The 20,446-nt window shown below is 50.6% G+C and carries 19 protein-coding genes; 10 read left to right on the top strand and 9 right to left on the bottom strand.

Annotation, left to right across the window (positions count from 1 at the left end):
- Position 1: 1 nt before the first annotated feature.
- From PsAD13_RS12270 to PsAD13_RS12250, 5 genes are all read right to left on the bottom strand, one after another.
- The gene (locus PsAD13_RS12270; protein WP_063318444.1) at positions 2 to 1,060 is read right to left on the bottom strand and encodes a ferredoxin--NADP reductase; all 1,059 of its coding nucleotides are present in this window, start codon (positions 1,058 to 1,060) and stop codon (positions 2 to 4) included.
- Positions 1,057 to 2,217, bottom strand: a complete 1,161-nt coding sequence (locus PsAD13_RS12265; RefSeq protein WP_084404712.1) for an aromatic ring-hydroxylating dioxygenase subunit alpha — start codon at positions 2,215 to 2,217, stop codon at positions 1,057 to 1,059. Before PsAD13_RS12265 ends, PsAD13_RS12270 begins: the two co-directional genes overlap by 4 nt.
- On the bottom strand, positions 2,204 to 2,509 hold the full coding sequence (locus tag PsAD13_RS12260) for a hypothetical protein (RefSeq protein WP_063318346.1): 306 nt from the start codon (positions 2,507 to 2,509) through the stop codon (positions 2,204 to 2,206). Before PsAD13_RS12260 ends, PsAD13_RS12265 begins: the two co-directional genes overlap by 14 nt.
- The gene (locus tag PsAD13_RS12255; RefSeq protein ID WP_057465861.1) at positions 2,484 to 3,092 is read right to left on the bottom strand and encodes a TetR/AcrR family transcriptional regulator; all 609 of its coding nucleotides are present in this window, start codon (positions 3,090 to 3,092) and stop codon (positions 2,484 to 2,486) included. Before PsAD13_RS12255 ends, PsAD13_RS12260 begins: the two co-directional genes overlap by 26 nt.
- Before the next feature lie 141 nt (positions 3,093 to 3,233).
- Positions 3,234 to 3,833: a superoxide dismutase gene (locus PsAD13_RS12250; RefSeq protein WP_063296261.1), complete on the bottom strand. Its 600-nt coding sequence runs from the start codon at positions 3,831 to 3,833 to the stop codon at positions 3,234 to 3,236.
- Between the two features lie 260 nt (positions 3,834 to 4,093).
- Here PsAD13_RS12250 and PsAD13_RS12245 point away from each other — a divergent pair, with 260 nt between their 5' ends.
- Positions 4,094 to 5,284, top strand: a complete 1,191-nt coding sequence (locus PsAD13_RS12245; RefSeq protein WP_208986594.1) for a YbfB/YjiJ family MFS transporter — start codon at positions 4,094 to 4,096, stop codon at positions 5,282 to 5,284.
- A 47-nt stretch (positions 5,285 to 5,331) separates the two neighbouring features.
- On the opposite strand, the gene PsAD13_RS12240 is transcribed toward PsAD13_RS12245, so the two are convergent.
- Positions 5,332 to 6,201, bottom strand: coding sequence for a branched-chain amino acid aminotransferase (locus tag PsAD13_RS12240; protein ID WP_057465858.1), 870 nt, complete (start codon positions 6,199 to 6,201; stop codon positions 5,332 to 5,334).
- Positions 6,202 to 6,767: 566 nt separating this feature from the next.
- Here PsAD13_RS12240 and PsAD13_RS12235 point away from each other — a divergent pair.
- Positions 6,768 to 7,430: a haloacid dehalogenase type II gene (locus tag PsAD13_RS12235; protein ID WP_057465857.1), complete on the top strand. Its 663-nt coding sequence runs from the start codon at positions 6,768 to 6,770 to the stop codon at positions 7,428 to 7,430.
- Positions 7,431 to 7,661: 231 nt separating this feature from the next.
- Complete coding sequence (locus PsAD13_RS12230; protein WP_208986592.1) at positions 7,662 to 8,525, top strand: DMT family transporter; 864 nt, start codon at positions 7,662 to 7,664, stop codon at positions 8,523 to 8,525.
- Between the two features lie 75 nt (positions 8,526 to 8,600).
- Here PsAD13_RS12230 and PsAD13_RS12225 read toward each other — a convergent pair whose 3' ends face one another.
- The gene (locus tag PsAD13_RS12225) at positions 8,601 to 9,182 is read right to left on the bottom strand and encodes a TIGR00730 family Rossman fold protein (RefSeq protein ID WP_063288149.1); all 582 of its coding nucleotides are present in this window, start codon (positions 9,180 to 9,182) and stop codon (positions 8,601 to 8,603) included.
- Between the two features lie 97 nt (positions 9,183 to 9,279).
- On the bottom strand, positions 9,280 to 10,668 hold the full coding sequence (locus tag PsAD13_RS12220; RefSeq protein ID WP_063293258.1) for a dipeptidase: 1,389 nt from the start codon (positions 10,666 to 10,668) through the stop codon (positions 9,280 to 9,282).
- A gap of 378 nt (positions 10,669 to 11,046) precedes the next feature.
- Here PsAD13_RS12220 and PsAD13_RS12215 point away from each other — a divergent pair, with 378 nt between their 5' ends.
- Entirely contained in the window at positions 11,047 to 11,436 is a 390-nt protein-coding gene (locus PsAD13_RS12215; RefSeq protein ID WP_082597153.1) for a DUF2780 domain-containing protein, read from the top strand.
- Positions 11,437 to 11,558: 122 nt separating this feature from the next.
- Here PsAD13_RS12215 and PsAD13_RS28340 read toward each other — a convergent pair whose 3' ends face one another.
- Positions 11,559 to 12,260, bottom strand: a complete 702-nt coding sequence (locus tag PsAD13_RS28340; RefSeq protein ID WP_057465853.1) for a LuxR C-terminal-related transcriptional regulator — start codon at positions 12,258 to 12,260, stop codon at positions 11,559 to 11,561.
- Between the two features lie 747 nt (positions 12,261 to 13,007).
- Here PsAD13_RS28340 and PsAD13_RS12205 point away from each other — a divergent pair.
- The 6 genes from PsAD13_RS12205 to meaB all read left to right on the top strand — a co-directional run.
- A complete protein-coding gene (locus tag PsAD13_RS12205) occupies positions 13,008 to 15,002 on the top strand; it encodes a methylmalonyl-CoA mutase family protein (protein ID WP_208986582.1) in 1,995 nt (664 codons plus the stop codon).
- A complete protein-coding gene (gene scpA, locus PsAD13_RS12200) occupies positions 15,002 to 17,167 on the top strand; it encodes a methylmalonyl-CoA mutase (RefSeq protein ID WP_063318342.1) in 2,166 nt (721 codons plus the stop codon). The genes PsAD13_RS12205 and scpA overlap by 1 nt, the downstream gene beginning before the upstream one ends.
- 304 nt (positions 17,168 to 17,471) lie before the next feature.
- Positions 17,472 to 18,323, top strand: a complete 852-nt coding sequence (locus PsAD13_RS12195) for an SDR family NAD(P)-dependent oxidoreductase (RefSeq protein WP_063318341.1) — start codon at positions 17,472 to 17,474, stop codon at positions 18,321 to 18,323.
- A 150-nt stretch (positions 18,324 to 18,473) separates the two neighbouring features.
- Positions 18,474 to 19,235, top strand: a complete 762-nt coding sequence (locus PsAD13_RS12190; protein WP_084404711.1) for a potassium channel family protein — start codon at positions 18,474 to 18,476, stop codon at positions 19,233 to 19,235.
- 157 nt (positions 19,236 to 19,392) lie between these two features.
- Positions 19,393 to 19,713: a heavy metal-binding domain-containing protein gene (locus PsAD13_RS12185; protein WP_057465850.1), complete on the top strand. Its 321-nt coding sequence runs from the start codon at positions 19,393 to 19,395 to the stop codon at positions 19,711 to 19,713.
- A gap of 142 nt (positions 19,714 to 19,855) precedes the next feature.
- Positions 19,856 to 20,446, top strand: a 591-nt coding sequence (gene meaB, locus PsAD13_RS12180) for a methylmalonyl Co-A mutase-associated GTPase MeaB (RefSeq protein ID WP_084404710.1), incomplete at its 3' end; no start/stop codon positions are given.

The raw sequence follows: 20,446 nt of genomic DNA, 5'->3' as shown, positions 1-20,446 counted from the left end.
ACTACTTAAAGCTGATCGATAGTTCTGCGGTTTTTGCATAGGATTGGCAGGTCAGAATTGCCCCTTTGGCGACTTCAGAGTCTTCCAAAGCCATTCTGGCCTTCATGTTCACCGCACCGCTCTTGATCTGCGCCCGGCATGCTCCGCAGATTCCTGACTGGCAGGAATAAGGTGGTTCCAAGCCCGCTGCCCGGACAGCATTCATAATCGACTGCCCTTTTGCAGCTTCCAGCTCAATGGCCTCGCCGTAGTAGTCGAGCTTCAGCAGAGCTGGCACGCTGGCCACGTCTTTTGGCGCATCAAGGTTCCCGCCAAAACTCTCCGCATGGATACGATCTGTCGGAACATCGCAGTTTCGAAGAGCCTCGCGCACATCTGCGTTCATGGTACCGGGACCGCAAATAAAGTATTGCGTATCCTGAGCAACCGGGCGGCATTCAGACAAATGCTCCAAGGCCACATCTTTGGTTATCCGGCCAGATTTCCATGGTGAGAACATGGACCACATGGATGGTTTGGACAGAATATGTCTAACTTCCAGTTGAGACGGGAAGCGATCTGCCAATTGTTCCAGTTGTTCCTTAAAGATGATGTCATCAGCTGTCCGGTTCGCATAGAGCAAGAACAGTTTTGAACGTGGTTCTCTTTCCAATGCAGCTTCAATCATTGCGACAGCCGGCGTAATTCCGCTGCCACCGGCAAAGAAGTAGAGCGTTCTTTGCTGGTCTTTTAGAGGCTCAAGCGTGAAACCTCCGAAGGGTGGCATCACATTTAGCTGCTGACCTGCCTTCACCTTTGTACAGAGGAACTTGGAGACAATGCCATCTGGATTGGATTTGACCGTGATCTGTAGTGCGTTGCCGTGACTGGGGGCCGCTGAAATCGTGAAGGGACGACGCACTTTCTCACCATTTGCATCCAGCTCAATGGTGATGTGTTGTCCTGGCTTCCAGAAAAACTCCTCCTTCAGCTCTGCAGGGACGTCAAATCGGATGGTTTTCGCGTACTTTGTTTCAGAGATAACCTCTGAAACCCTCAGTGAATAAACGATATTTCTCACGACTTGCGCTCCACCCATTCAGCCACGATACGCTGATGATCGCGAACGGGCTTTTCACCGTGTTTGGAGGACGGGCCGTGTTCAAAGAAAGGACTCTGCAGGGACTTCTGCTGCTGTTCGCAGGCGTAAATATCTTCCTGCATAAAGTCACCAGACGACATCGGATCTACTTTGGGGTCTTCGTTGTATTTGGCACCCAAATGTTTATCCCAGAAGGAGGCTGATGCCATGGCCGCTTTTGTGAAGGCCCAAGTGGATTCATTTGCCACACGGGTCCGTATCTCAACCATGGATCTGTCCGGGGCGATTGGCGTTATATGGAAGGTGGACCATGAATTCTCAGATTCACCCAATCCAATCCCCGGAAACAACATTGGCACCCAGGCTCCCATCTTGTCTTTCGGGATGCCCGGAATGAGTGGCATTGGTGTGACCTTTTCCACTTCAACTGCATAGAAATCTGCAAGAGGCTCCCAGAAGGCGAAGTGCGGGCCGATGAACTCGCACTCAATCTTTGAGTGGTCATACATGTTGAGCGTATGAGAATGCAGGTGTGACAGATGATACCCGTCGATGTAGTTCTCGACGATAATCTTCCAATTGGCCTTGATTTCGTGCTTTGAGTAGCCCTCTTCCGTCTCGATCAATCCAGCTGGATCATATGGCGCAAGGTATGGCTCTACCTCTCCAAACCAATTTATGATTGATGGAGCATTTTCATCTGGGTGAACCCAGAGCATTCCGCGCCAAATATCGACAGACGCCTTTTTCAAACCATTGCAAGACAAATCGATACCGGGAAACTCTTTTTCTTGTTCCGGGACAGAAATCAGGTTGCCTTCAAGGTCATAAGTCCAATCATGGTATGGGCATGTGATCGCCTTTTGCGTCTTGCCTTCAGCTCGCAAAAGCTGGGTGCCTCTGTGGCGGCAAATGTTGTGAAACGCGCGCAAGCGATGATCACGACCCACTACGATAAAGATATTGTTCAAACCAGCCTGAACGGAAATGTACTGGCCAGGTTCAGTGATGTCCTCCTGAAAGCCTGCCAGTGACCAGGTTTTGGAGAATATTTCGGCCTGCTCTCGATCAAACCATTCTTGCGAGGTGTAGGCCTCTTTGGGGAGAACGGGCATACCGTTGCTATGAGTAGACATGGGGAACGCCTCCTATCTTCATTATTAGATCTGCGAGGATGAGATAGAGCGAAAGCGTCGCCCACAGGATGATCGTGATCCAGAACAGGAACGGGTTATCACCACGAGTGAGAGTTTCGACAACATAGACGGATTGGCTCCGCCACGCTCTAACTGTCCAGAGGAGGAAAAGCGCACCCCAGACCCACTGCCAGCCGTAGTAAAGCGAGGCAGCAATCAGGATCAGAGCAAAAATGGTTCGCCACTTGCCGTAGCTGATTATCTTTCTAAGGAGCTCTTTGAGTACCTGCATTATCTTCCAAGGACCTCAGCAGCAGCAATGCTGCATTTTTTGCATAACGCCTCCACGCGTGTGGCGGCTTGAGGGGAGCCAAGGAATCAACGTTGAAGTAGAGTGCCACGATGCCATGGGCAACGGTTTCGGCGGCTTCACTCTCCACTTCAGGAAAGTCTCGTTTAATTGCCTCAACGACAACTGCTGTAAAATCACCAACCCATTTTAGAAGAGCTTTTGCCTCAGCAGGAAACCTGTCTGCTGCTGCAACAATGGATTGGAACACCATCATCTCAGCTGGATCAGAGTGGCCGTGATCATCAAACAGATGATCAACGGCAGTGTAGGAACCACGTTTTGCTGGCAATGCGTTTGCGAACATTGTCGTCAACTCACCAAAGCCTGACAGAACATGGGTTACAACAGCGTTTATTATCTCTTCCCGATTACCGGCATGGTGCCTGATAAGCGGTCGTTTCAGTCCGGTTTCTTCAGCAATGCGTTCCAGCGTCACGCCTTCCAAACCATATTGAGCAACGCATTTCGCAGCAGCTTCAACAATTTCATTTAGTCTGGCGGATTGAACACTAGGACGCGGCATAGGTATGTGCTTTCACTCATCGGACACGAGTAGAGATAGGCTTCAAATAATTAACTGTCAATAGTGACAATTTAAAAAATTAAAGCCATCGAGACAAAAAAGGCGGCACGAGGCCGCCTTGATTATAATCTGTCTTTGGGATTAAACAGCTGCAGAGTACAGCTCTTCCACGTATTCCCAGTTGATCAGGTTATCAACGAACGCTTCCAGGTACTTAGGACGCGCGTTGCGGTAGTCGATGTAGTAGGAATGTTCCCATACGTCGCAGCCAAGAATTGGGGTTGCGCCGTGTACGATTGGGTTTTCACCGTTAGGTGTTTTCATCACCACGAGCTTGCCGCCTTTAATAGCCAGCCATGCCCAACCGGAACCGAACTGGGTTACACCAGCGTTGATGAAGTCAGCGCGGAACTTGTCGAAACCACCGAGGTCTTCGTCAAACTTCTTAGCCAGAACGCCCGGCAGAGAAGAACCGCCGCCATTTGGCTTCATCCATTTCCAGAAGTGCAGGTGGTTAAGGTGCTGACCAGCGTTGTTGAACAGGCCTGCATTGGTGCCGTAGCTTTCCTTGACGATCTCTTCAAGGCTTTTGCCTTCAAGACCAGAACCTTCGAGCAGCTTGTTGCCGTTGGTTACATAAGCCATATGGTGCTTGTCATGGTGGAACTCGAGAGTTTCAGCAGACATATAAGGGGCCAGAGCGTCGTATGCGTATGGCAGGTCTTCAAGAGCAAAAGACATGGTATACCTCCATGGGAAAGGAAATTTTGGGCGCAGAACTTTTCAGTTTTACAACCGAGCAGCGCTGCAACTCATGGTGCAAAATAGTGATGTTTTTCCGTATGAGCAACGGGTGAAGAGCATAATTTGCAAATATTTTTCTTGTTTTTTTGTAAGTAGAACTTCTAAGTTGGAAATTGCAGGAGCTGTGAGGTCACATTATTGGCTGTATTCTGCGGCTTGTAAGGAATCAATTTGTGTCAGATGCCTCCGAAAAACTCATGAAAACATCCACTACGACCGAAAAAGACCAGTTTGCAGTCCTTTCTGCGGTGGGTGGCTGCCTTGCTATGGCTGCAGTCATGGGTATCGGAAGATTTGTCTATACTCCGGTTCTGCCGTTCATGTTGCAGGACGGAACTTTGAATGAAGTCAACGCAGGATTTGTCGCCTCCTCCAATTATCTTGGTTATCTGCTCGGAGCACTGCTGGCAGCTCGCGCTCCCCTGCCCGGCGGTCCCTATCGTATCTTCTTGATCGCGTTGATCACGAGCACTGTAGTCACCTTTTTCATGGCGTTTAGTCTTGGCGTCTACTGGTTTGTTGTCATTCGCTTTCTAGCTGGGCTGGCAAGCGCTTATGCATTTGTTTTGGTCGCAAATATAGTCATGCAACGGCTGGCTGAGACCCGTAGCCTTCATCTCTTTCCGATCCATTTCACTGGAGTTGGTATCGGCATTGCAGGTTCGTCCCTTATGATTGAATGGCTCGGCACAAGCTTAGAAAGTTCATCACAGCTTTGGATCGCAAGCGGTGCGCTCAGTCTTCTGCTTTCGTTGTGCGTGCCGTTTCTTCTTCCTCCACGAAAAGAGCTTGCTCCTCAAGCAGCTTCTCACTCCACCCAAATGAAGACCACGACCAAGCCACTGAACCTGAGCGCGTGGCGCTTGATCTTTGCTTACGGCTGCTTCGGTTTTGGCTACGTCATCACCGCCACATTCCTTGGCGCACTGGCTAGTTCGACGCCTGAGCTGGCGCCAATGAAATCCCTTGGCTGGCTGCTGGTTGGACTTGCGATCATCCCTTCCGTCTTCTTTTGGGAGAAGCTGGCAGTTCGTATCGGGTATGGCCGTGCAATTGCAGTCGCCTGCACACTGGAAGCCATTGGTGTCGCTTTGAGTGTTCTGACACCGACTATCGCCGGGCTTTCAGCAGCTGCAATCCTGTTGGGTGGGACGTTTGTTGGCATTACATCGATTGGGCTTGTTGAGGCGCGCCGTCTTGCAAGTTCTAACCCTCGCCAGATTGTCGGCCTGATGACCGCTGCCTTTGGTTTAGGCCAGATGTTTGGCCCGAGCTTTGCCGGTTATCTCTATGAACTGAACGGCGACTTTTTGCTCGCCTCGCTTGTGGCTGCAGGTGCTCTCATTCTTGCTGCTTTGCTCACGATCAAGCGTTTCACACCGGCATAAAAAAGGGAGGCGGCAGCCTCCCTTTAAAACAAACAATCCCTATGGGGTTATGCAGGCACTTTAGCGTGCGCAAACTCCCAATAGAGTTCTCTTGCTTTGGCAGCAACAGGACCATGATCCATTGTGCGATCTTCTAGTTTGTGGACTGGAACCACCTTGCCGTAGTTGCCGGTTGAGAAGATCTCATCAGCCTCAAGGAAGTCCTTAAAGGTCAGCGTTGTTTCATGCACGTTATAGCCAGCGCTACTGAGCAGTTTGATAATGCGCTGGCGGGTGATGCCATTCAGGAAGGTGCCGTTCCAGTAAGGGGTGAGCACCTCACCATCCTTGACCATGAAGATGTTGGCTGAGGTCAGCTCTGCAACATTGCCCAGAGCATCCAGCATGATTGCATTGTCAAAGCCACGGGACTTTGCTTCACGCGATGCCCGCGCATTGTTTGGGTACAAGCAGCCAGCCTTCGCATTCACTGGCATGGATTCCATTGTTGGCCGGCGGAATGGAGACAATGTCAGGCTGTTGGAAGCACCTTTGGGCGGCATTGGAGCTTCAAACAGGCACATGCAGAAACGAGTAGATTCCGGATCACCGTCAATAATGCCAGGACCATCGTGTTCAGCCCAGTACATCGGACGGATGTAAACTGCTTCGTCCGCTTCAAACTTGGTCATGCCTTCTGTCGCGAGTTCAACCATCTCTTCAAAGCGCATGGTTGGTTTCATACCAAGGTTTACGGCAGACCGGTTCAGACGTTCACAATGCAAGTCAAGGTCAGGCATAACGCCTTCAAATCCACGGGCACCATCAAATACGTTCGAACCCAACCAAAAAGAATGCGTACGCGGACCGATCAGTGGCGGATTGCCCTCGTACCATTTGCCTTCAACCCATGTCCGAGTCTTCGACATTTCGGCCATAATTAATCTCTCCTCAAAAGTCGGCTTATGAGCCTGAAAGGCCCCGCCCAATTATCTATTGTCAGTCGACCTGAGAATTCAAATGGGGTCAACCATACTCTCGACAAAGAAGACAAAGCACCAAGGTGCGGTCATCACGCCCAACACAAACGTGCTCAAAGTTATATCCCGCAGCTATTTTAGCTCTGAAGCGCAACTAAATGTCACTGCGCGCGAATAAATAGTGAGAAAACGCAATTAGATTGCGGCTTGTGACTTGCGTGTAGTTTTCAGGCTTGACGCCTCTTCTTTGTTCTTTTGCACAGTTTTAACGCAATCGTGTTTTGAGGACTTTTGAGATTGCCGCAACCTTCGTGAGAGCTGGCTAAAGATTCTGGCCGTGTTTTGTGCGTGTACGAGCAATTTTGGAGTGAAATGTTGTTTTCATGGAACAATTGTTAAATTTTTGCGCCCAAAGCATAGGGGGCACGTATTTACCATGCCTTGACGAACACGCATGACATCGCTTTCTTAGAGGTATTGGAATTTGCCAATCTTGACGCTTGGTGCAAAGCCGGAGAGCAGAGATGAGCCACTCAGTTTATGTTTTTGATGCCTATGGAACTCTTTTTGACGTGCATGCTGCCGCCAGAAAACACATGGGTGCTGTGGGTCCTGAAGGCAAAAAGCTCTCATCCATCTGGCGTGAGAAGCAGCTGGAATACTCCTGGGTTCGTTCTCTTATGGGGCAGTATGTAGATTTCTGGGAGCTGACAGTTCAGGCTCTGGACACTGCATTTGCGCTTGTACCAGAAGCAAACAAAAGCGCACGCGATGAGCTGTTGGCCGCCTATTGGGAATTAGATTGCTATCCGGAAGTCCCTCAGCTGCTGAAAGATCTGCGTGAACGTGGTTCCAAGCTTGCGATCCTGTCAAACGCTCCTATGAAAATGATGGATGGCGCTCTTAAAAACGCTGGTATCACGGATTCCTTTGACGAGGTCTTCTCGGTTGATCCGGTGCAAACCTACAAGCCGCATCCAGATGTTTATGATCTTGTGACCACCCATTTCCGTATGTATCCGGAAGCGATTTCATTCCAGTCCAGCAACCGTTGGGATATCGCAGGTGCAACAAAGTACGGTATGCGGACGGTCTGGATCAATCGCTCTCAGATGCCAGATGAATATGCAGACCTGGCGCCATCGGCTGTTTTGAAAGACCTGAGTGGGCTTCCTGCGTTGGGTTGAACCTTGAGTGCACCTGACCCTGAATTGGCATAAACCTCATTACAGGCCTATTTTCTGTGGCCATCTGAGCTCAAACTCAGCTGGCTCAGCGAATAAACTTGCTCTTAGCCCGTGCAGGTTTCATATTTGTGGCGGCTTTGAGGCCAGAACCAATTTCAGAGTAGAAGCAATCGGCGTTACTTAGACTTCATGTTTCATGGATTTAAAAGTGGAAGCAAAGGCCACGCGCTTGTGAGCCTGGTTGCATTGGGTTTGGGTGCCGTCTGTTTCGGAAGCATCCCGTATTTTGCAAAGATTGGCTTTGCTGCTGGCATTTCACCCGGCGCTGCAGTTCTCTTGCGTTACATTTTGCCAGCCGTGTTGCTTGCTCCTTACCTGCCACAAGCGCTTAAATCCGGCCCAAGCAGCCGACATTATGTGCTGTTCGGAATGATTATGGGGCTTGGGGCGTGGAGCTATTTTTATGCTCTGAGCATGCTACCGATCTATCTGGCAGCTAGTCTGTTCTTCTCCTATCCTGCTCTTCTGGTGATCTTGAGAGCTCTTGGCGGCGAAAAATTGAGAAGCAGTGACAAGCTCACACTAGGACTGGTGTTTGGCGCACTGCTGATTATCATTGCCTCAACACCTTTGCATGATGTGGATTTTATTGCCGTTGCAATCGGATTGATTGGGCCATTGTGCTATGGCGGTTTGCAGATGGTTAGCCGTAAAACGCCGAGTTACCTACCTTCTTTGTCCATTGCCGCCTGTATTTTTGCCGGGGCGGTTTTGACAGCAGTTCCTTTTGCTCTTGTCGAACTCAAGGTGTGGCATGGGGAAGGTTTCATGCCGAGTACCCTGCCAATTCTAGGACTGGCACTGATTGCAGGATTGTTGCCGCAGCTTTTGCTTGCCTATGGAAGTTCTGACAAGTCTGGCAGGAAAACGGCCTATACCACCGGCTTCATTGAGTTCGGACTGGCGATCCTGACAGGGTATTGGTTTTTTGCTGAACCTTTAGGTATTGGGCAGGCCGTTGGCTTCGTCTTTTTGCTGGCTGCGCTTTACCTGACAAACGAACCTTCTCGCCTTCCACGGTATCTGCAGGACTAGAGCATGCTACGCTCATTTTCATTTGCGTATCATGCTTTAATCAAGCGATATTCAGTCCTGCAGAGTGTCAAACCATCAAGTTTCAGCGCGCGTGATCCACTTATGGCCGATCGGGGCCTGATAGTTTTCAATCTGATCCAGCAGCTGGGTCGGATTGTCACCAACTAACAGCATCTCACGGTGTGTTTTCTTCATGAACGCTTCTTCTTCCATGAAGTCCAGAAATGCCAGCATGCGACCGTAAAAACCGTTTGCGTTGTATAGACCGCATGGCTTGTTGTGGTAGCCAAGTTGTCCCCATGTCCAAACCTCAAAGAGCTCTTCCATGGTGCCTATGCCGCCTGGCAGTGCCACAAACGCATCAGACAGATCAGCCATCATCGCTTTACGCTCGTGCATAGAGCCGACAATGTGGAGATCCGTCAGGGATCTGTGTGCCAGTTCTTTTGCTGCAAGTGCTTCTGGCAAAACGCCAACGACTTCGCCACCGGCTTCCAGCGCTGCATTTGCAACGACACCCATCAATCCAACTTCAGCACCGCCATAAACGAGACGATTGCCACGCTTTGCAATTTCGGTGCCCAAAACACGGGCAGCTGCTTCATATTCCGGACGTTTCCCGATTGATGATCCGCAAAACACGCAGATAGATGCCATTTCAATTCTCCAGTCGGCTGAGCCCAAAATACAACTTCAATTCAAAGATGCTGGCTCTGAACTAGACAGTCCAGAGCCAGAAATTTTCAATGGCTTATTACTTCGCCAGCTCTTCCAGAACACGCGCCCAGGACCGGATGCCTTTGTGGAAGCTCTTCAGCTCGTACTTTTCGTTTGGTGAGTGGATCTGGTCTTCATCCAGACCGAAGCCGATCAGCAGGCTGTCCATGTCGAGCGTTCGCTTGAAGCTGCCAACAATCGGAATGGAACCACCGCAGCCAACCAAAGCCGCTGGCTTGTCCCACTCAGCAGTGAGCGCAGCGCGGCCTTTGGTCAGAGCTGGTGCATCAAAGTCCATGCGCAGCGCACGATCGCCGCCATGCGGGTGCAATTCCAGCTCAAAATCCGCCGGAGTTTTGGACTTGAGGTAAGAGTGGAATGCAGCTCTGATTTTCTCAGGATCCTGATCGCCTACCAGACGGAAGGAGATTTTTGCGTGTGCTTCTGCAGGGATAACCGTTTTGAAGCCCGCGCCGGTGTACCCGCCCCACAAGCCGTTTACCTCACAGGTTGGGCGTGCCCAGATCTGCTCCAAGCCAGAGCGGTCTTTTTCCCCGCCAAGATCCTTCAGGCCGATACCACCGAGGAACTCCTCAGTAGAGAAGCCAAGATTGTCCCACATTTTTTTGACATCTTCCGGCAGTTCCAGAACACCATCGTAGAACCCAGGAAGCGTGATGCGTCCGTTTTCATCGCGCAGGCCAGCAACCATATCAGAAAGGACATGAAGCGGGTTGCGTGCTGCGCCCCCATACATACCAGAGTGAAGGTCTTTGCTTGGGCCCTTCAGGGTGATTTCTTCACCAACCAAACCACGCAGCATGACGGAGATTGCAGGAGTATCTTTGTCCCACATGGAGGTATCACAAACGAGTGCCAGATCCTTAGACAACTCTTCTTTGTTTGCATCCAGGAATGGCTGAAGGGATGGAGAACCGCTTTCTTCCTCACCTTCGAGCAGAACAGAGATGTTGATCGGAACATCACCAGATTCTTCAACCCAGGCGCGGACAGCTTCAACAAAGGTCATCAACTGGCCTTTGTCATCATTTGCCCCACGAGCGACGATCATTTTAGAGCCGTCTTCACGGGTAACAATCTGCGGATCAAACGGGTCTGCGTTCCAAAGCTCAATCGGATCGACTGGCTGCACATCATAGTGACCATAAAACAGAACGTGTGGGCCCGGCTTTCCATCAGCAACACGATGACCAACAACCATTGGATGGCCAGTGGTGTCTCTGACCTCTGAAGGAATGCCAATTGCAGTCAGTTCTTTAGCCATCCATTCAGCAGCTTCGCGGCAATCCCTTTTATATTCAGGATCAGTAGAAATGCTTTTGATGCGCAGGAGGTCAAACAACCGATCGAGACTTTGATCCAAATTTTGGTCAATACGATCAAGGACTTTGTCGAGATTCGACATGGTTCATTCCTTTGTAGTGCAGGCTCGTGTGTATCACCTGTAAGATGGGATAGGACGCAGGTCACTGCGTAGATATGAGGCTGTTAGAAGCTCTAACATAATTTCCAAAGTCAAAGCTACGGCTTTGCCTTGGTAACCACTTGTAATTCCGCTGCACTGTTTAAGCGGGTCGGTTAAACTCTTTTAAGGTGCGTGAGCGATACTTTGTACAACGAAGGCACGTAAGAGGCCATGCGATACGGAATTTGAAGGAGACACACGGGATTAGGCCTGTTTTTTAGTGATGGTAACACAGAGTTGCCCTGCGCCTGTTTCGTTGTCTCTAACATTGCACCCAATGATCACTATATTAGATTCATTAGGGGACAGGAGATTACAATGCACGTACTTGTTGATCGCATTACCGAAAGAACCGGACTGGATCCTGAGAAGGCTCAACCTGCTGTTGGGATTATGTTGAACTTCATCGCCAAAAACAGCAGTAAAGAAGAAGTCGAGGCATTGCTTGAGGCCTTCCCTGCTGCAGAGGGATTTCTTGCAATCGATGAAGCCACTGAGAACAAGGGGCTTCTGGGCGGCCTTGCCAGCAAAATGAATGCTAGTGTCGGCGTATTGGCTGCCTTAAATGAGATGACCAGCCTTGGCCTCTCAGTTGAAGAAATTCAACAGGTCGCGAAAGAAACCGTTCAATATACCCGCGAAAAAGTCGGTCCAGAAATGACAGATGAAATTGTCGCCCGTGTGCCAGGACTTGCTGAAATTACATAGAAGCCTCTTGTGAGGTTCATCAGTCCTCACAAGTATGCGCCTTTGCATATAATTCAATCACGCAAAAAGCAGACGCATTTGAAATGAGCCTGCTTTTCACCAGTACTGAGAGAACGTTTTGGTCAGATTTTGATCTGCCCGTAACGCAATGCCTCAACCACAGTGTGGGTCTTATTTGATGCATTGAGCTTGGCACTTGCGTTTTGCAGGTGCGCATGAACCGTTCTTTGTGAAATCTCCAGAAGTTCTGCAATCTCATGGGCAGTTTTGCCCAGCGCAGTCAGTTCCAGAACACGACGTTCACGTGCAGACAGATCTCCTGGTCTTTGATCAGAGATCACACCCAGCTCAAACAAGCGCCGGAACGCTGCTGAGCACACAATTTCCAGTGATGCCAGATCATAAGGTTCAGCGGCAATTTGATGCCCTGCACCAACCACCATTGCCTGGAACGGATGAAGAGCATCCACCGGAATCACCATGACCCGCGCACCTTCACCAATTGCTGCAAAGAGCTCGGAGTTGCCCGTGTCCGTGCTGGACACTGACCAGACGACCGGACGATTGCCGGATAATCCCAACATCAACGCGCTGTCACCAGCACTCAGCGTTGTCCGCTCAACACCGCCGTTTCTTTCATCAGGCCATCTGAACCTATGAACCAAACTGTCAATTGTCCTGTTTGGCATAGGTAGACCTGTGATCAGGATATGGGACGCACCCAGTCGCCTTAAATAGGACTCCACAATATCCAGAACCGGTTTCGCTGCCCGTGCTTCTGAAATCGCTTTTACCTTTGCTTCGATATCTGAAGTATCGTTCATTTGCCCTGCCTTCCCGTTTCTATCCGCCTGGCACTCGCTCGGGTGCTGCTGGATTGAAGACGCACTTGCCCACCTGACATACCGAAGGCATGCCAACTAACTTTCGCAAACCGATGGTTTGCGCAGGTAAATTCGAAAACTCTTCATTTTGAATGGTTATTCAGCGCAGGACTGCATCATCGCGGAGTTATGGCAGTTGCCTTATCTCATGCTCAGAAAATATATTGCACGCCTGTTAATCGCTGTATTTTGTAGTTTTCTGGCAATTCTTTGAGTTGCCTCGCTTCTACAAGATGTAACCATCTCTTGTGTTTTGCATTACTCTTAGACCACTTGTTATTACAGCAATCTCGGCAATACCGTCATTCTCATTTTCGGAGGTAGATCAACTGACCTCCAAGTATTCAGAGTACTTGTAAATAGTGGCCCCACTGTTGCCCCAGAAACGCATTACCCCAACAGTTTAACTAGGAGCTATTTCGCAGAAACTCCGAAATATCTATAGTAAGAGTACGAAACTACTGCTTAGCTCTCGGCAATAGTAACAGCGTTACATGCCCTAGGGTCAATTGCGACAAGTTTAGGATAAATTAAGCTAATGCGAAAACTGTCCAACCATTGTCACATCAGTAGTTCTGCAATTTACGCAGTGTTTGAGGCAGTTGTTTTCCAATCTCGTCCTAACGCATAGCTTGAAACCATCAAAGGTTCCTTCGTATAAAGTTATCAGAAGGACATGGGATGGACATGCAAAACATTGATTTTCCAAGCAATTTCCTAGAAGCGACGCACAGCGACTGGGAAGCATCTGCTCTGCGTGCCCTCAAAGGCGCGGCACTGGATGCATTAAACACACCAATTGCCGGCGGCCTTGAGAATAAGCCATTATACCAAGGGCGCACGGACAGTGCTCCACTGCAATTGAGGGAGCGCTCTCACCCTTGGAAAATCATTCAGAGAAGTGATCATCCCATCGTTTCCGAGGCCAACGCCCAGATGCTCGAAGACCTTGAGGGCGGTGCTGACAGCATCGAGCTGGTTCTTCCTGCCTCCCCGCGTGTTCTGAGTGGCGGACTGAGTGTTCAGCGCATAGATGATATGCTGAGGCTCCTTGAGGGGGTCAAACCTGACCTGATCGATTTCCGCCTTGAGTGTGGTTATGAGGGCAGCGCAACGCTCGCGTTGCTCGTTGAAGCCTGCAAGCGTCTGGGTATTGAGCCAAACCAGCTGACTGTTCATGGTGTTTCCGATCCGTTGAGTGTGTTTGTCAACTCCGGGCGGGTTCGTAACTCCTTTGAGCGGCTTGAACTGCGTGCTCAGGATCTTGCGGGATACGCCCGCAACAACGGTATTCAGGGCAGTCTCTTGCGCGGTGACGGGCGTTGCTATCACGATGCGGGTGCCAACAGCGTTCAGGAACTTGGCCTCATCCTTTCCAGCCTGCTCTATTATATGCGTACGCTGGAAAAAGGCGGTGTGCCTGCTGAGGACCTTCCAAAACATGTTTCGGCCTGCCTGAGTGCAAGTGCTGACCAGTTCGGCACCATCATCAAAGCCCGCGCGATGCGCCAGATCTGGTCTCGTTTGCTGGATGCTGCTCAGTTGCCATCCCTGCCGCTCCATCTTCATATGGAAACCAGCTGGCGGATGATGACCAAGCGCGATCCCTGGGTGAATATGCTGCGCACAACAGTTGCCGCGTTTGCTGCCGGGATTGGCGGTGCTGACAGCGTGAGCGTTCTTCCCTTCACAAGCGCTCTTGGTTTGCCGAATGCCTTCGCGCGGCGTATTGCGCGAAACACGCAGCTCATTTTAATTGAAGAAAGCAATCTAGCGCAGGTGAGCGATCCTGCAGCCGGAAGCGGTTTGGTTGAAGAGCGCACTGAAGACCTCGCCAATGCAGCTTGGTCGTATTTCCAAAAGATAGAGAAAGAAGGCGGGGTGCTTGCAGCACTGGCATCTGGCGTAATTCATTCTGATGTTACGACAGCCAGACGTGAAGAGGACAAGTTGATCGCAACAGGTCGTCATCCGTTGACCGGCACAAGCGCCTTCCCGAACCTTGGCGAGCTTGATGTTGACGTACTGAAAGCGGATGCTGACCAGATTGGTGAGATCGCAACACGCATGGATCTGCCAGAGCCAAGCACAGATGGGCAGTTGCTTGAGGCGGTTGCCAAAGCATTGACTGAGGGGGCCGGTCTTGTTGACATTCAGGCCAGCCGTAAGCAACTGGGTGACAATGATTGTCAGGCTCTGAAGCTTTCTCGTCTGGCGGCACCATTTGAAAACCTCCGGGACAAAGCCGAGGCTTTCCAGGAAACGCAAGGCAATCCGCCAAAGGTCTTTTTAGCAACGCTTGGACCGGTTGCTCAGCATACTGCTCGTGCAACATTTGCAACCAACTTTTATGCAACTGGCGGGTTTGTCAGCGGGGGTGGCAAGCAGTTTGACAGCCTTGATGACATGATCTCCTGTTTCCGTATCAGCGATGCCAAGGTTGTGTGTTTGTGCTCCTCTGACAAGGTTTACGAGGAACAAGCCGTTGCCGTTTTGAAACAACTGAAAGCTGCCGGTGCTAAACGCATTACGCTGGCCGGGCGTCCGAAGGATCTTCTTGCTGAGCTGACTGAGAATGGCCTTGATGGAACCATATACCAAGGCTGTGATATGCTTGCTGAACTGAAGACATGTTTTGAAGTGGTTGGCGTTTCGCTGGCTGATGAAGTGGAGGCAATTTGATGAGCTTGTTTCCTGACTACACCCAGATTGAATACAAAGACTGTGCCGTGTCGGCCTCCACTGATGCGCAAGCCACATGGAACACGCCAGAAGGTATTGCTGTTAAGCCTGCTTATGGTCCAGAAGATCTTAATGGTCTGACGCATCTGAACACCTGGCCGGGTTTGCCGCCGTATATGCGCGGGCCATACCCAACCATGTATGTGCAGCAGCCATGGACTGTGCGCCAGTATGCCGGGTTCTCGACTGCGGAAGATTCCAACGCCTTCTATCGTCGCAATCTGGCTGCTGGACAAAAAGGCCTTTCCATCGCGTTCGATCTGGCAACCCACCGCGGGTATGACAGTGATCACCCACGCGTTGCCGGTGATGTGGGCATGGCGGGTGTGGCCATTGACTCCATCTATGACATGCGCACGCTCTTTTCCGGCATTCCACTGGACAAGATGAGTGTGTCCATGACCATGAACGGTGCGGTTCTGCCCGTTATGGCGCTTTATGTGGTGGCTGCCGAAGAGCAAGGCGTGCCTTCTGAAAAGCTTTCCGGGACCATTCAGAATGACATACTGAAAGAGTTCATGGTGCGGAATACCTATATTTATCCGCCCGTGCCTTCCATGCGTATCATCTCCGATATTTTTGCCTATACATCGGAAAATATGCCGAAGTTCAACTCGATCTCCATTTCCGGTTATCACATGCAGGAAGCGGGTGCGACGGCTGATCTGGAGCTGGCCTTTACCATTGCGGATGGCATTGAATATGCCCGCGCTGGTGTGGCAGCAGGCATGGATATTGATGCTTTTGCCCCTCGCCTGTCCTTCTTCTGGGCGATTGGTATGAACTTCTTCATGGAAGTTGCCAAACTGCGTGCAGCACGCCTGATCTGGGCGAAGCTGATGCAGGAGAACTTCCAGCCGAAGAACCCGAAAAGCCTGTCGCTGCGGACACACTCGCAGACCTCTGGCTGGTCTTTGACGGCACAGGATGTGTTCAACAACGTCATCCGCACCACCGTTGAAGCTATGGCGGCGACACAGGGACATACCCAGTCTCTGCATACCAACGCTTTGGATGAAGCTTTGGCGCTGCCGACGGACTTTTCTGCTCGGATTGCCCGTAACACTCAGCTGTTCCTGCAGCAGGAAAGCGGTACCACCAAGACCATCGATCCATGGGGCGGCTCCTACTATGTTGAGCGCTTGACCGCTGATCTGGCCTCTAAAGCACTGAAGCACATTGAAGAGATTGAAAGCCTTGGCGGTATGGCGAAAGCCATTGAGAAAGGCATTCCGAAGCTTCGCATTGAGGAAGCTGCTGCAAAAACGCAAGCCCGTATCGACAGCGGTCATCAGACTGTTGTGGGCGTGAACAAGTTCCGCCCTGACCGCGAAGAAGAACTTGAAGTTCTGAAAGTGGACAATGAAGAGGTTCGCGCCAAGCAGATTGAGAAGCTGAACCGTTTGCGTGAAGAGCGCAACGAAGAGGATACTCAGGCCGCGCTTAAGGCTCTTGAGGATGCAGCTCGCTCTGGCGAAGGCAATCTGCTGGATCTTTGTGTGAAAGCCGCTCGTGTGAAAGCTTCTGTTGGTGAAATGTCTCTGGCAATGGAAAATGCGTTTGGTCGCCATAAAGCGGAAATCAAATCCATTGCTGGCGTTTATAAGCGCGAGGTTGGTGAAATGTCTGAGAGCATCTCCAAAATTGAGCAGCTGGTTGAGGCGTTTGAAGAAAATGACGGTCGCCGCCCGCGTATTCTTGTTGCCAAGATGGGACAGGATGGTCATGACCGTGGGCAGAAGGTGATCGCCTCTGCCTTTGCTGACCTTGGCTTTGATGTAGATATCGGCCCCTTGTTCGCCACACCTGAAGAAGCAGCCCGTCAGGCGGTTGAAAACGACGTACATATCGTTGGCGTTTCCTCCCTTGCCGCAGGTCACCTCACCCTCGTCCCTGCTTTGAAGAAAGCACTGGCTGATGAGGGACGCGAGGACATCATGATTGTTGTGGGCGGCGTTGTGCCTCCGCAAGATTATGATGAACTCTATGCGTCTGGTGCCTCAGCGATCTTCCCTCCGGGGACTGTAATCTCCGAGGCCGCCGAAGGGCTCATCCACGAACTCAACGGCAAGCTGGGCTACGAGCCTCAGCAAGCGGCAGAGTGAGCGCCGATAGGCACTCCCGCAGTTGATGACCATTTATAGCTAAGCCCGAAGGCGAGACTTTTGTTCTCGCCTTCAGGCTCTTCAACATCGCTGAACCCTATCGGTGGATAGGCAAGTCAGCTTTGCCCGAACACCTCCCCCAAAATTCGTTATCTTCTGCTGCGCCAGATGGTCGTGACAGACCGGCTGTCAGATGCGTGCGATCTGTGTGCAATGAACCCTTAATGAATAAAGCTCATACAGGTGAGGTAGAAAGAGCAGGTCTCCTTCCATAATAGAACTTCCAGTCATGAGGCGAACAACAATGTTTAAAGAAGCTCTTGAACTCGGTGGTTTAGCGGTCGTTACTGGTGCAGCAAGTGGTGTCGGCAAAGCATCTGCCCTTCGGTTTGCTCAACAGGGGTTAGGTGTAGTTCTTGCAGATCTGCCCGGCTCCCGACTTGAGGAAGCTGTAAAAGATGTTCGCGCTGTTGCTTCCAGTTCTGCGAGCGTGTTTGGCGTTCCTACAGATGTCTCTGATGAGAGCCAGGTGAAAGCCTTGGCCGACAAAGCCTTTGAAGCTGGTGATGTGGCCGTTCTTATGAACAACGCCGGGATTGAAATTCCATCTTCAAGCTGGGGTGAGATGGAGAACTGGCGGAAGCTCATCTCGGTCAATCTGTTTGGTGTAATCCACGGCGTTCATGCTTTCCTGCCGCGCATGGTGGACGCAAACCGCCCGTCTGTTGTGATCAACACAGGCTCGAAACAAGGGATCACGACACCTCCCGGCAATCCTGCCTACAACACGACCAAGGCAGGCATAAAAGTCATAAGTGAACAGCTTTGCCATGAGCTCAGAGAGGCTAATGCGCCTATTTCAGTACATCTCTTTGTACCAGGCTTTACTCACACGGGTATAAACATGGCCCAATATCCAGATAAGCCGAAGGATGCGTGGACCAGCGAGCAAACGGTTGACTACTTCTTCCAGCGTATGGCTGAGGGTGACTTTTACATTCTGTGCCCTGATAACGCTGTAGACTCCAACACCGACAAGCTACGGATCGCCTGGGCAGCTGCTGGTATTATCGAAAACCGTCCAGCTCTTTCACGTTGGCATCCAGACTATTGCGAAAAGTTTGCCAGTTTCCAGAAAGCTGGGAAGATCAGGTAGTCTTTGATAGCTGGTGCATTGTAGACACCAGCAACTATTAATTGCATAAACCTCGATGTTGAGTAGGAAATATTAGCACCAGATCTGTCGGAATGATTTTTTCAATTCCAATGGGATAGCGTTGAAATTTAACTTTAGGTATTTTCTGTAATGAACCAGCGTTCCTTGCAAACGGCACCTCATCTTTTTGATTTGTTTATTGTCGTACTGTCAATATATGTAATCGCTGCACTGCTTATCCAGGAAGCAATGCAGCTTGACGCGGATACCATTACTCTACTGATTTACGCAGATACTGTAATTTGCGGTGTCTTCTTCATTGATTTTCTTGTCCGTTTCATAAAGGCAGAAAGGAAAGGCTATTTTATGAAATGGGGCTGGATCGACCTCATTTCGAGCATCCCATTGGTAGACCCTCTACGATACGGACGCATTATCAGGCTCTTCAGAATAATTCGCGCAATCCGTGCTTCCCATACCATTGTACGGCACATCTTTAACAAGAGAACAAACAACATTCTTACTCTTGTGTTCATCAGTTCCATCCTGATGGTCATCCTTGCTGCAGTTGCTATTCTCCAAGTAGAGAAAAACATGGAAGGTGCAAATATTCTCAGTCTGAGAGATGCCATCTGGTGGGCATTCGTTACCATCACAACAGTGGGCTATGGAGATTTCTTTCCTGTTTCACCCGTAGGTCGTGTGATCGCAGCTTTTTTGATGACTGTTGGTGTTGGTATGTTTGCCTCCTTGACAGGTACAATCGTTGCTAATCTCTTCATCAATGAGAGCGAAGACGCGGGCAACAAAGATTTACAAGTTCTGGAGGCAAAACTTGACGCGCTTCACGCTGAATTGACCGAGATGAGACGTGAGGTAAGCAAGCAAAAGAGAGTTCACGTCCCAGACTAATTTGGCTACCACTGGATTTTGTAAGATCCTTTCCTACATGAGATAAGCGCCCATACGTTTTATGGGCTCGGGCACTTCGATCATAGCTTGTTGGTTTTGATTGAACGGATTGATGTGTGTCTGGCTGAGGGCCATGGCACGGATTTGAGGATGACATATGCTTACTACGACCACTAACACTCTCGATGGCAAAGAGATTTCCGACTACAAGGGAATTGTTCATGGTGAAGCAATTCTGGGTGCGAACGTCTTTAAGGACCTGTTTGCCGGTATTCGCGATATCGTCGGTGGTCGTTCCGGCGCCTATGAGGGGGAGTTGAAGAAAGCCCGTCAGATTGCGCTGCATGAGATGACTGAGGAAGCGGCTCGCTATGGCGCAAATGCTGTGATTGGCATCGACATCGATTATGAGACTGTTGGCAGCAACGGTTCTATGCTGATGGTGACCGCAACCGGTACTGCTGTCACCTACCGCTAACGCGTTTTTCTTTGCGTATCCTTTCTGAAGAACTGGCGCAGGGTTCTGCTCTGCCCCACAACTTCTCCAAGTCGCTGACTTGCAAAGGGGCGTCATCTGTTCAAGGTTGGCAGGAGAGATTCTTCTGACCGGATTTATTTGAATGAATGCACGCCTCGCTTCTTCCAGAGACAACATTGATGATCTTGCCGAGCGGCTGCTGAATGGGCAGCGTGCTGCGCTTGCTCGTGGCATAACACTTGTTGAATCCAAGAAGCCAGCGCATCGTGAGCAAGCCGAAGCGCTGCTGACCAAGGTGATGGGCTCCACCGGAAATGCTTTCCGCATTGGCATCACTGGCGTTCCGGGCGTTGGCAAGTCCACCACCATTGACACCTTTGGCTCCAATCTCACAGCAGCCGGACACAAAGTGGCCGTGCTGGCTGTTGATCCCTCTTCAACGCGGACTGGCGGCTCCATTTTGGGTGACAAGACCCGCATGGCGCAGTTGGCTATAGATCGTAATGCCTTCATCCGTCCTTCTCCATCAGCCGGTACACTTGGTGGTGTTGCTGCCAAAACCCGTGAAAGCATGCTTTTGTGTGAGGCGGCTGGGTTTGATGTGATCCTTGTTGAGACTGTGGGTATCGGGCAATCCGAGACGACTGTTGCACAGATGGTTGATTTCTTTCTCGTGCTGATGCTGCCGGGTGCCGGGGATGAGCTGCAGGGGATCAAGAAGGGCGTGCTGGAG

The sequence above is a fragment of the Pseudovibrio sp. Ad13 genome, from assembly GCF_001623225.1.
Taxonomy (GTDB): Bacteria; Pseudomonadota; Alphaproteobacteria; order Rhizobiales; family Stappiaceae; genus Pseudovibrio.
Note: the sequence above shows the minus strand (reverse complement) of the source record. Positions and strands in the feature narration are given on the sequence as shown.

What these genes read in the sequence shown, in the direction of transcription:
- PsAD13_RS12245 (WP_208986594.1), top strand. Translation starts at nt 4,094, where the DNA reads ATGAAAACATCCACTACGACCGAAAAAGACCAGTTTGCAGTCCTTTCT.
- PsAD13_RS12265 (WP_084404712.1), bottom strand. Translation starts at nt 2,217, where the DNA reads ATGTCTACTCATAGCAACGGTATGCCCGTTCTCCCCAAAGAGGCCTAC.
- PsAD13_RS12195 (WP_063318341.1), top strand. Translation starts at nt 17,472, where the DNA reads ATGTTTAAAGAAGCTCTTGAACTCGGTGGTTTAGCGGTCGTTACTGGT.
- PsAD13_RS12185 (WP_057465850.1), top strand. Translation starts at nt 19,393, where the DNA reads ATGCTTACTACGACCACTAACACTCTCGATGGCAAAGAGATTTCCGAC.
- PsAD13_RS12220 (WP_063293258.1), bottom strand. Translation starts at nt 10,668, where the DNA reads ATGTCGAATCTCGACAAAGTCCTTGATCGTATTGACCAAAATTTGGAT.
- PsAD13_RS12205 (WP_208986582.1), top strand. Translation starts at nt 13,008, where the DNA reads ATGCAAAACATTGATTTTCCAAGCAATTTCCTAGAAGCGACGCACAGC.
- PsAD13_RS12215 (WP_082597153.1), top strand. Translation starts at nt 11,047, where the DNA reads ATGCACGTACTTGTTGATCGCATTACCGAAAGAACCGGACTGGATCCT.
- PsAD13_RS12235 (WP_057465857.1), top strand. Translation starts at nt 6,768, where the DNA reads ATGAGCCACTCAGTTTATGTTTTTGATGCCTATGGAACTCTTTTTGAC.
- PsAD13_RS12240 (WP_057465858.1), bottom strand. Translation starts at nt 6,201, where the DNA reads ATGGCCGAAATGTCGAAGACTCGGACATGGGTTGAAGGCAAATGGTAC.
- PsAD13_RS12255 (WP_057465861.1), bottom strand. Translation starts at nt 3,092, where the DNA reads ATGCCGCGTCCTAGTGTTCAATCCGCCAGACTAAATGAAATTGTTGAA.
- PsAD13_RS12260 (WP_063318346.1), bottom strand. Translation starts at nt 2,509, where the DNA reads ATGCAGGTACTCAAAGAGCTCCTTAGAAAGATAATCAGCTACGGCAAG.
- PsAD13_RS12190 (WP_084404711.1), top strand. Translation starts at nt 18,474, where the DNA reads ATGAACCAGCGTTCCTTGCAAACGGCACCTCATCTTTTTGATTTGTTT.
- PsAD13_RS12225 (WP_063288149.1), bottom strand. Translation starts at nt 9,182, where the DNA reads ATGGCATCTATCTGCGTGTTTTGCGGATCATCAATCGGGAAACGTCCG.
- PsAD13_RS12250 (WP_063296261.1), bottom strand. Translation starts at nt 3,833, where the DNA reads ATGTCTTTTGCTCTTGAAGACCTGCCATACGCATACGACGCTCTGGCC.
- scpA (WP_063318342.1), top strand. Translation starts at nt 15,002, where the DNA reads ATGAGCTTGTTTCCTGACTACACCCAGATTGAATACAAAGACTGTGCC.
- PsAD13_RS28340 (WP_057465853.1), bottom strand. Translation starts at nt 12,260, where the DNA reads ATGAACGATACTTCAGATATCGAAGCAAAGGTAAAAGCGATTTCAGAA.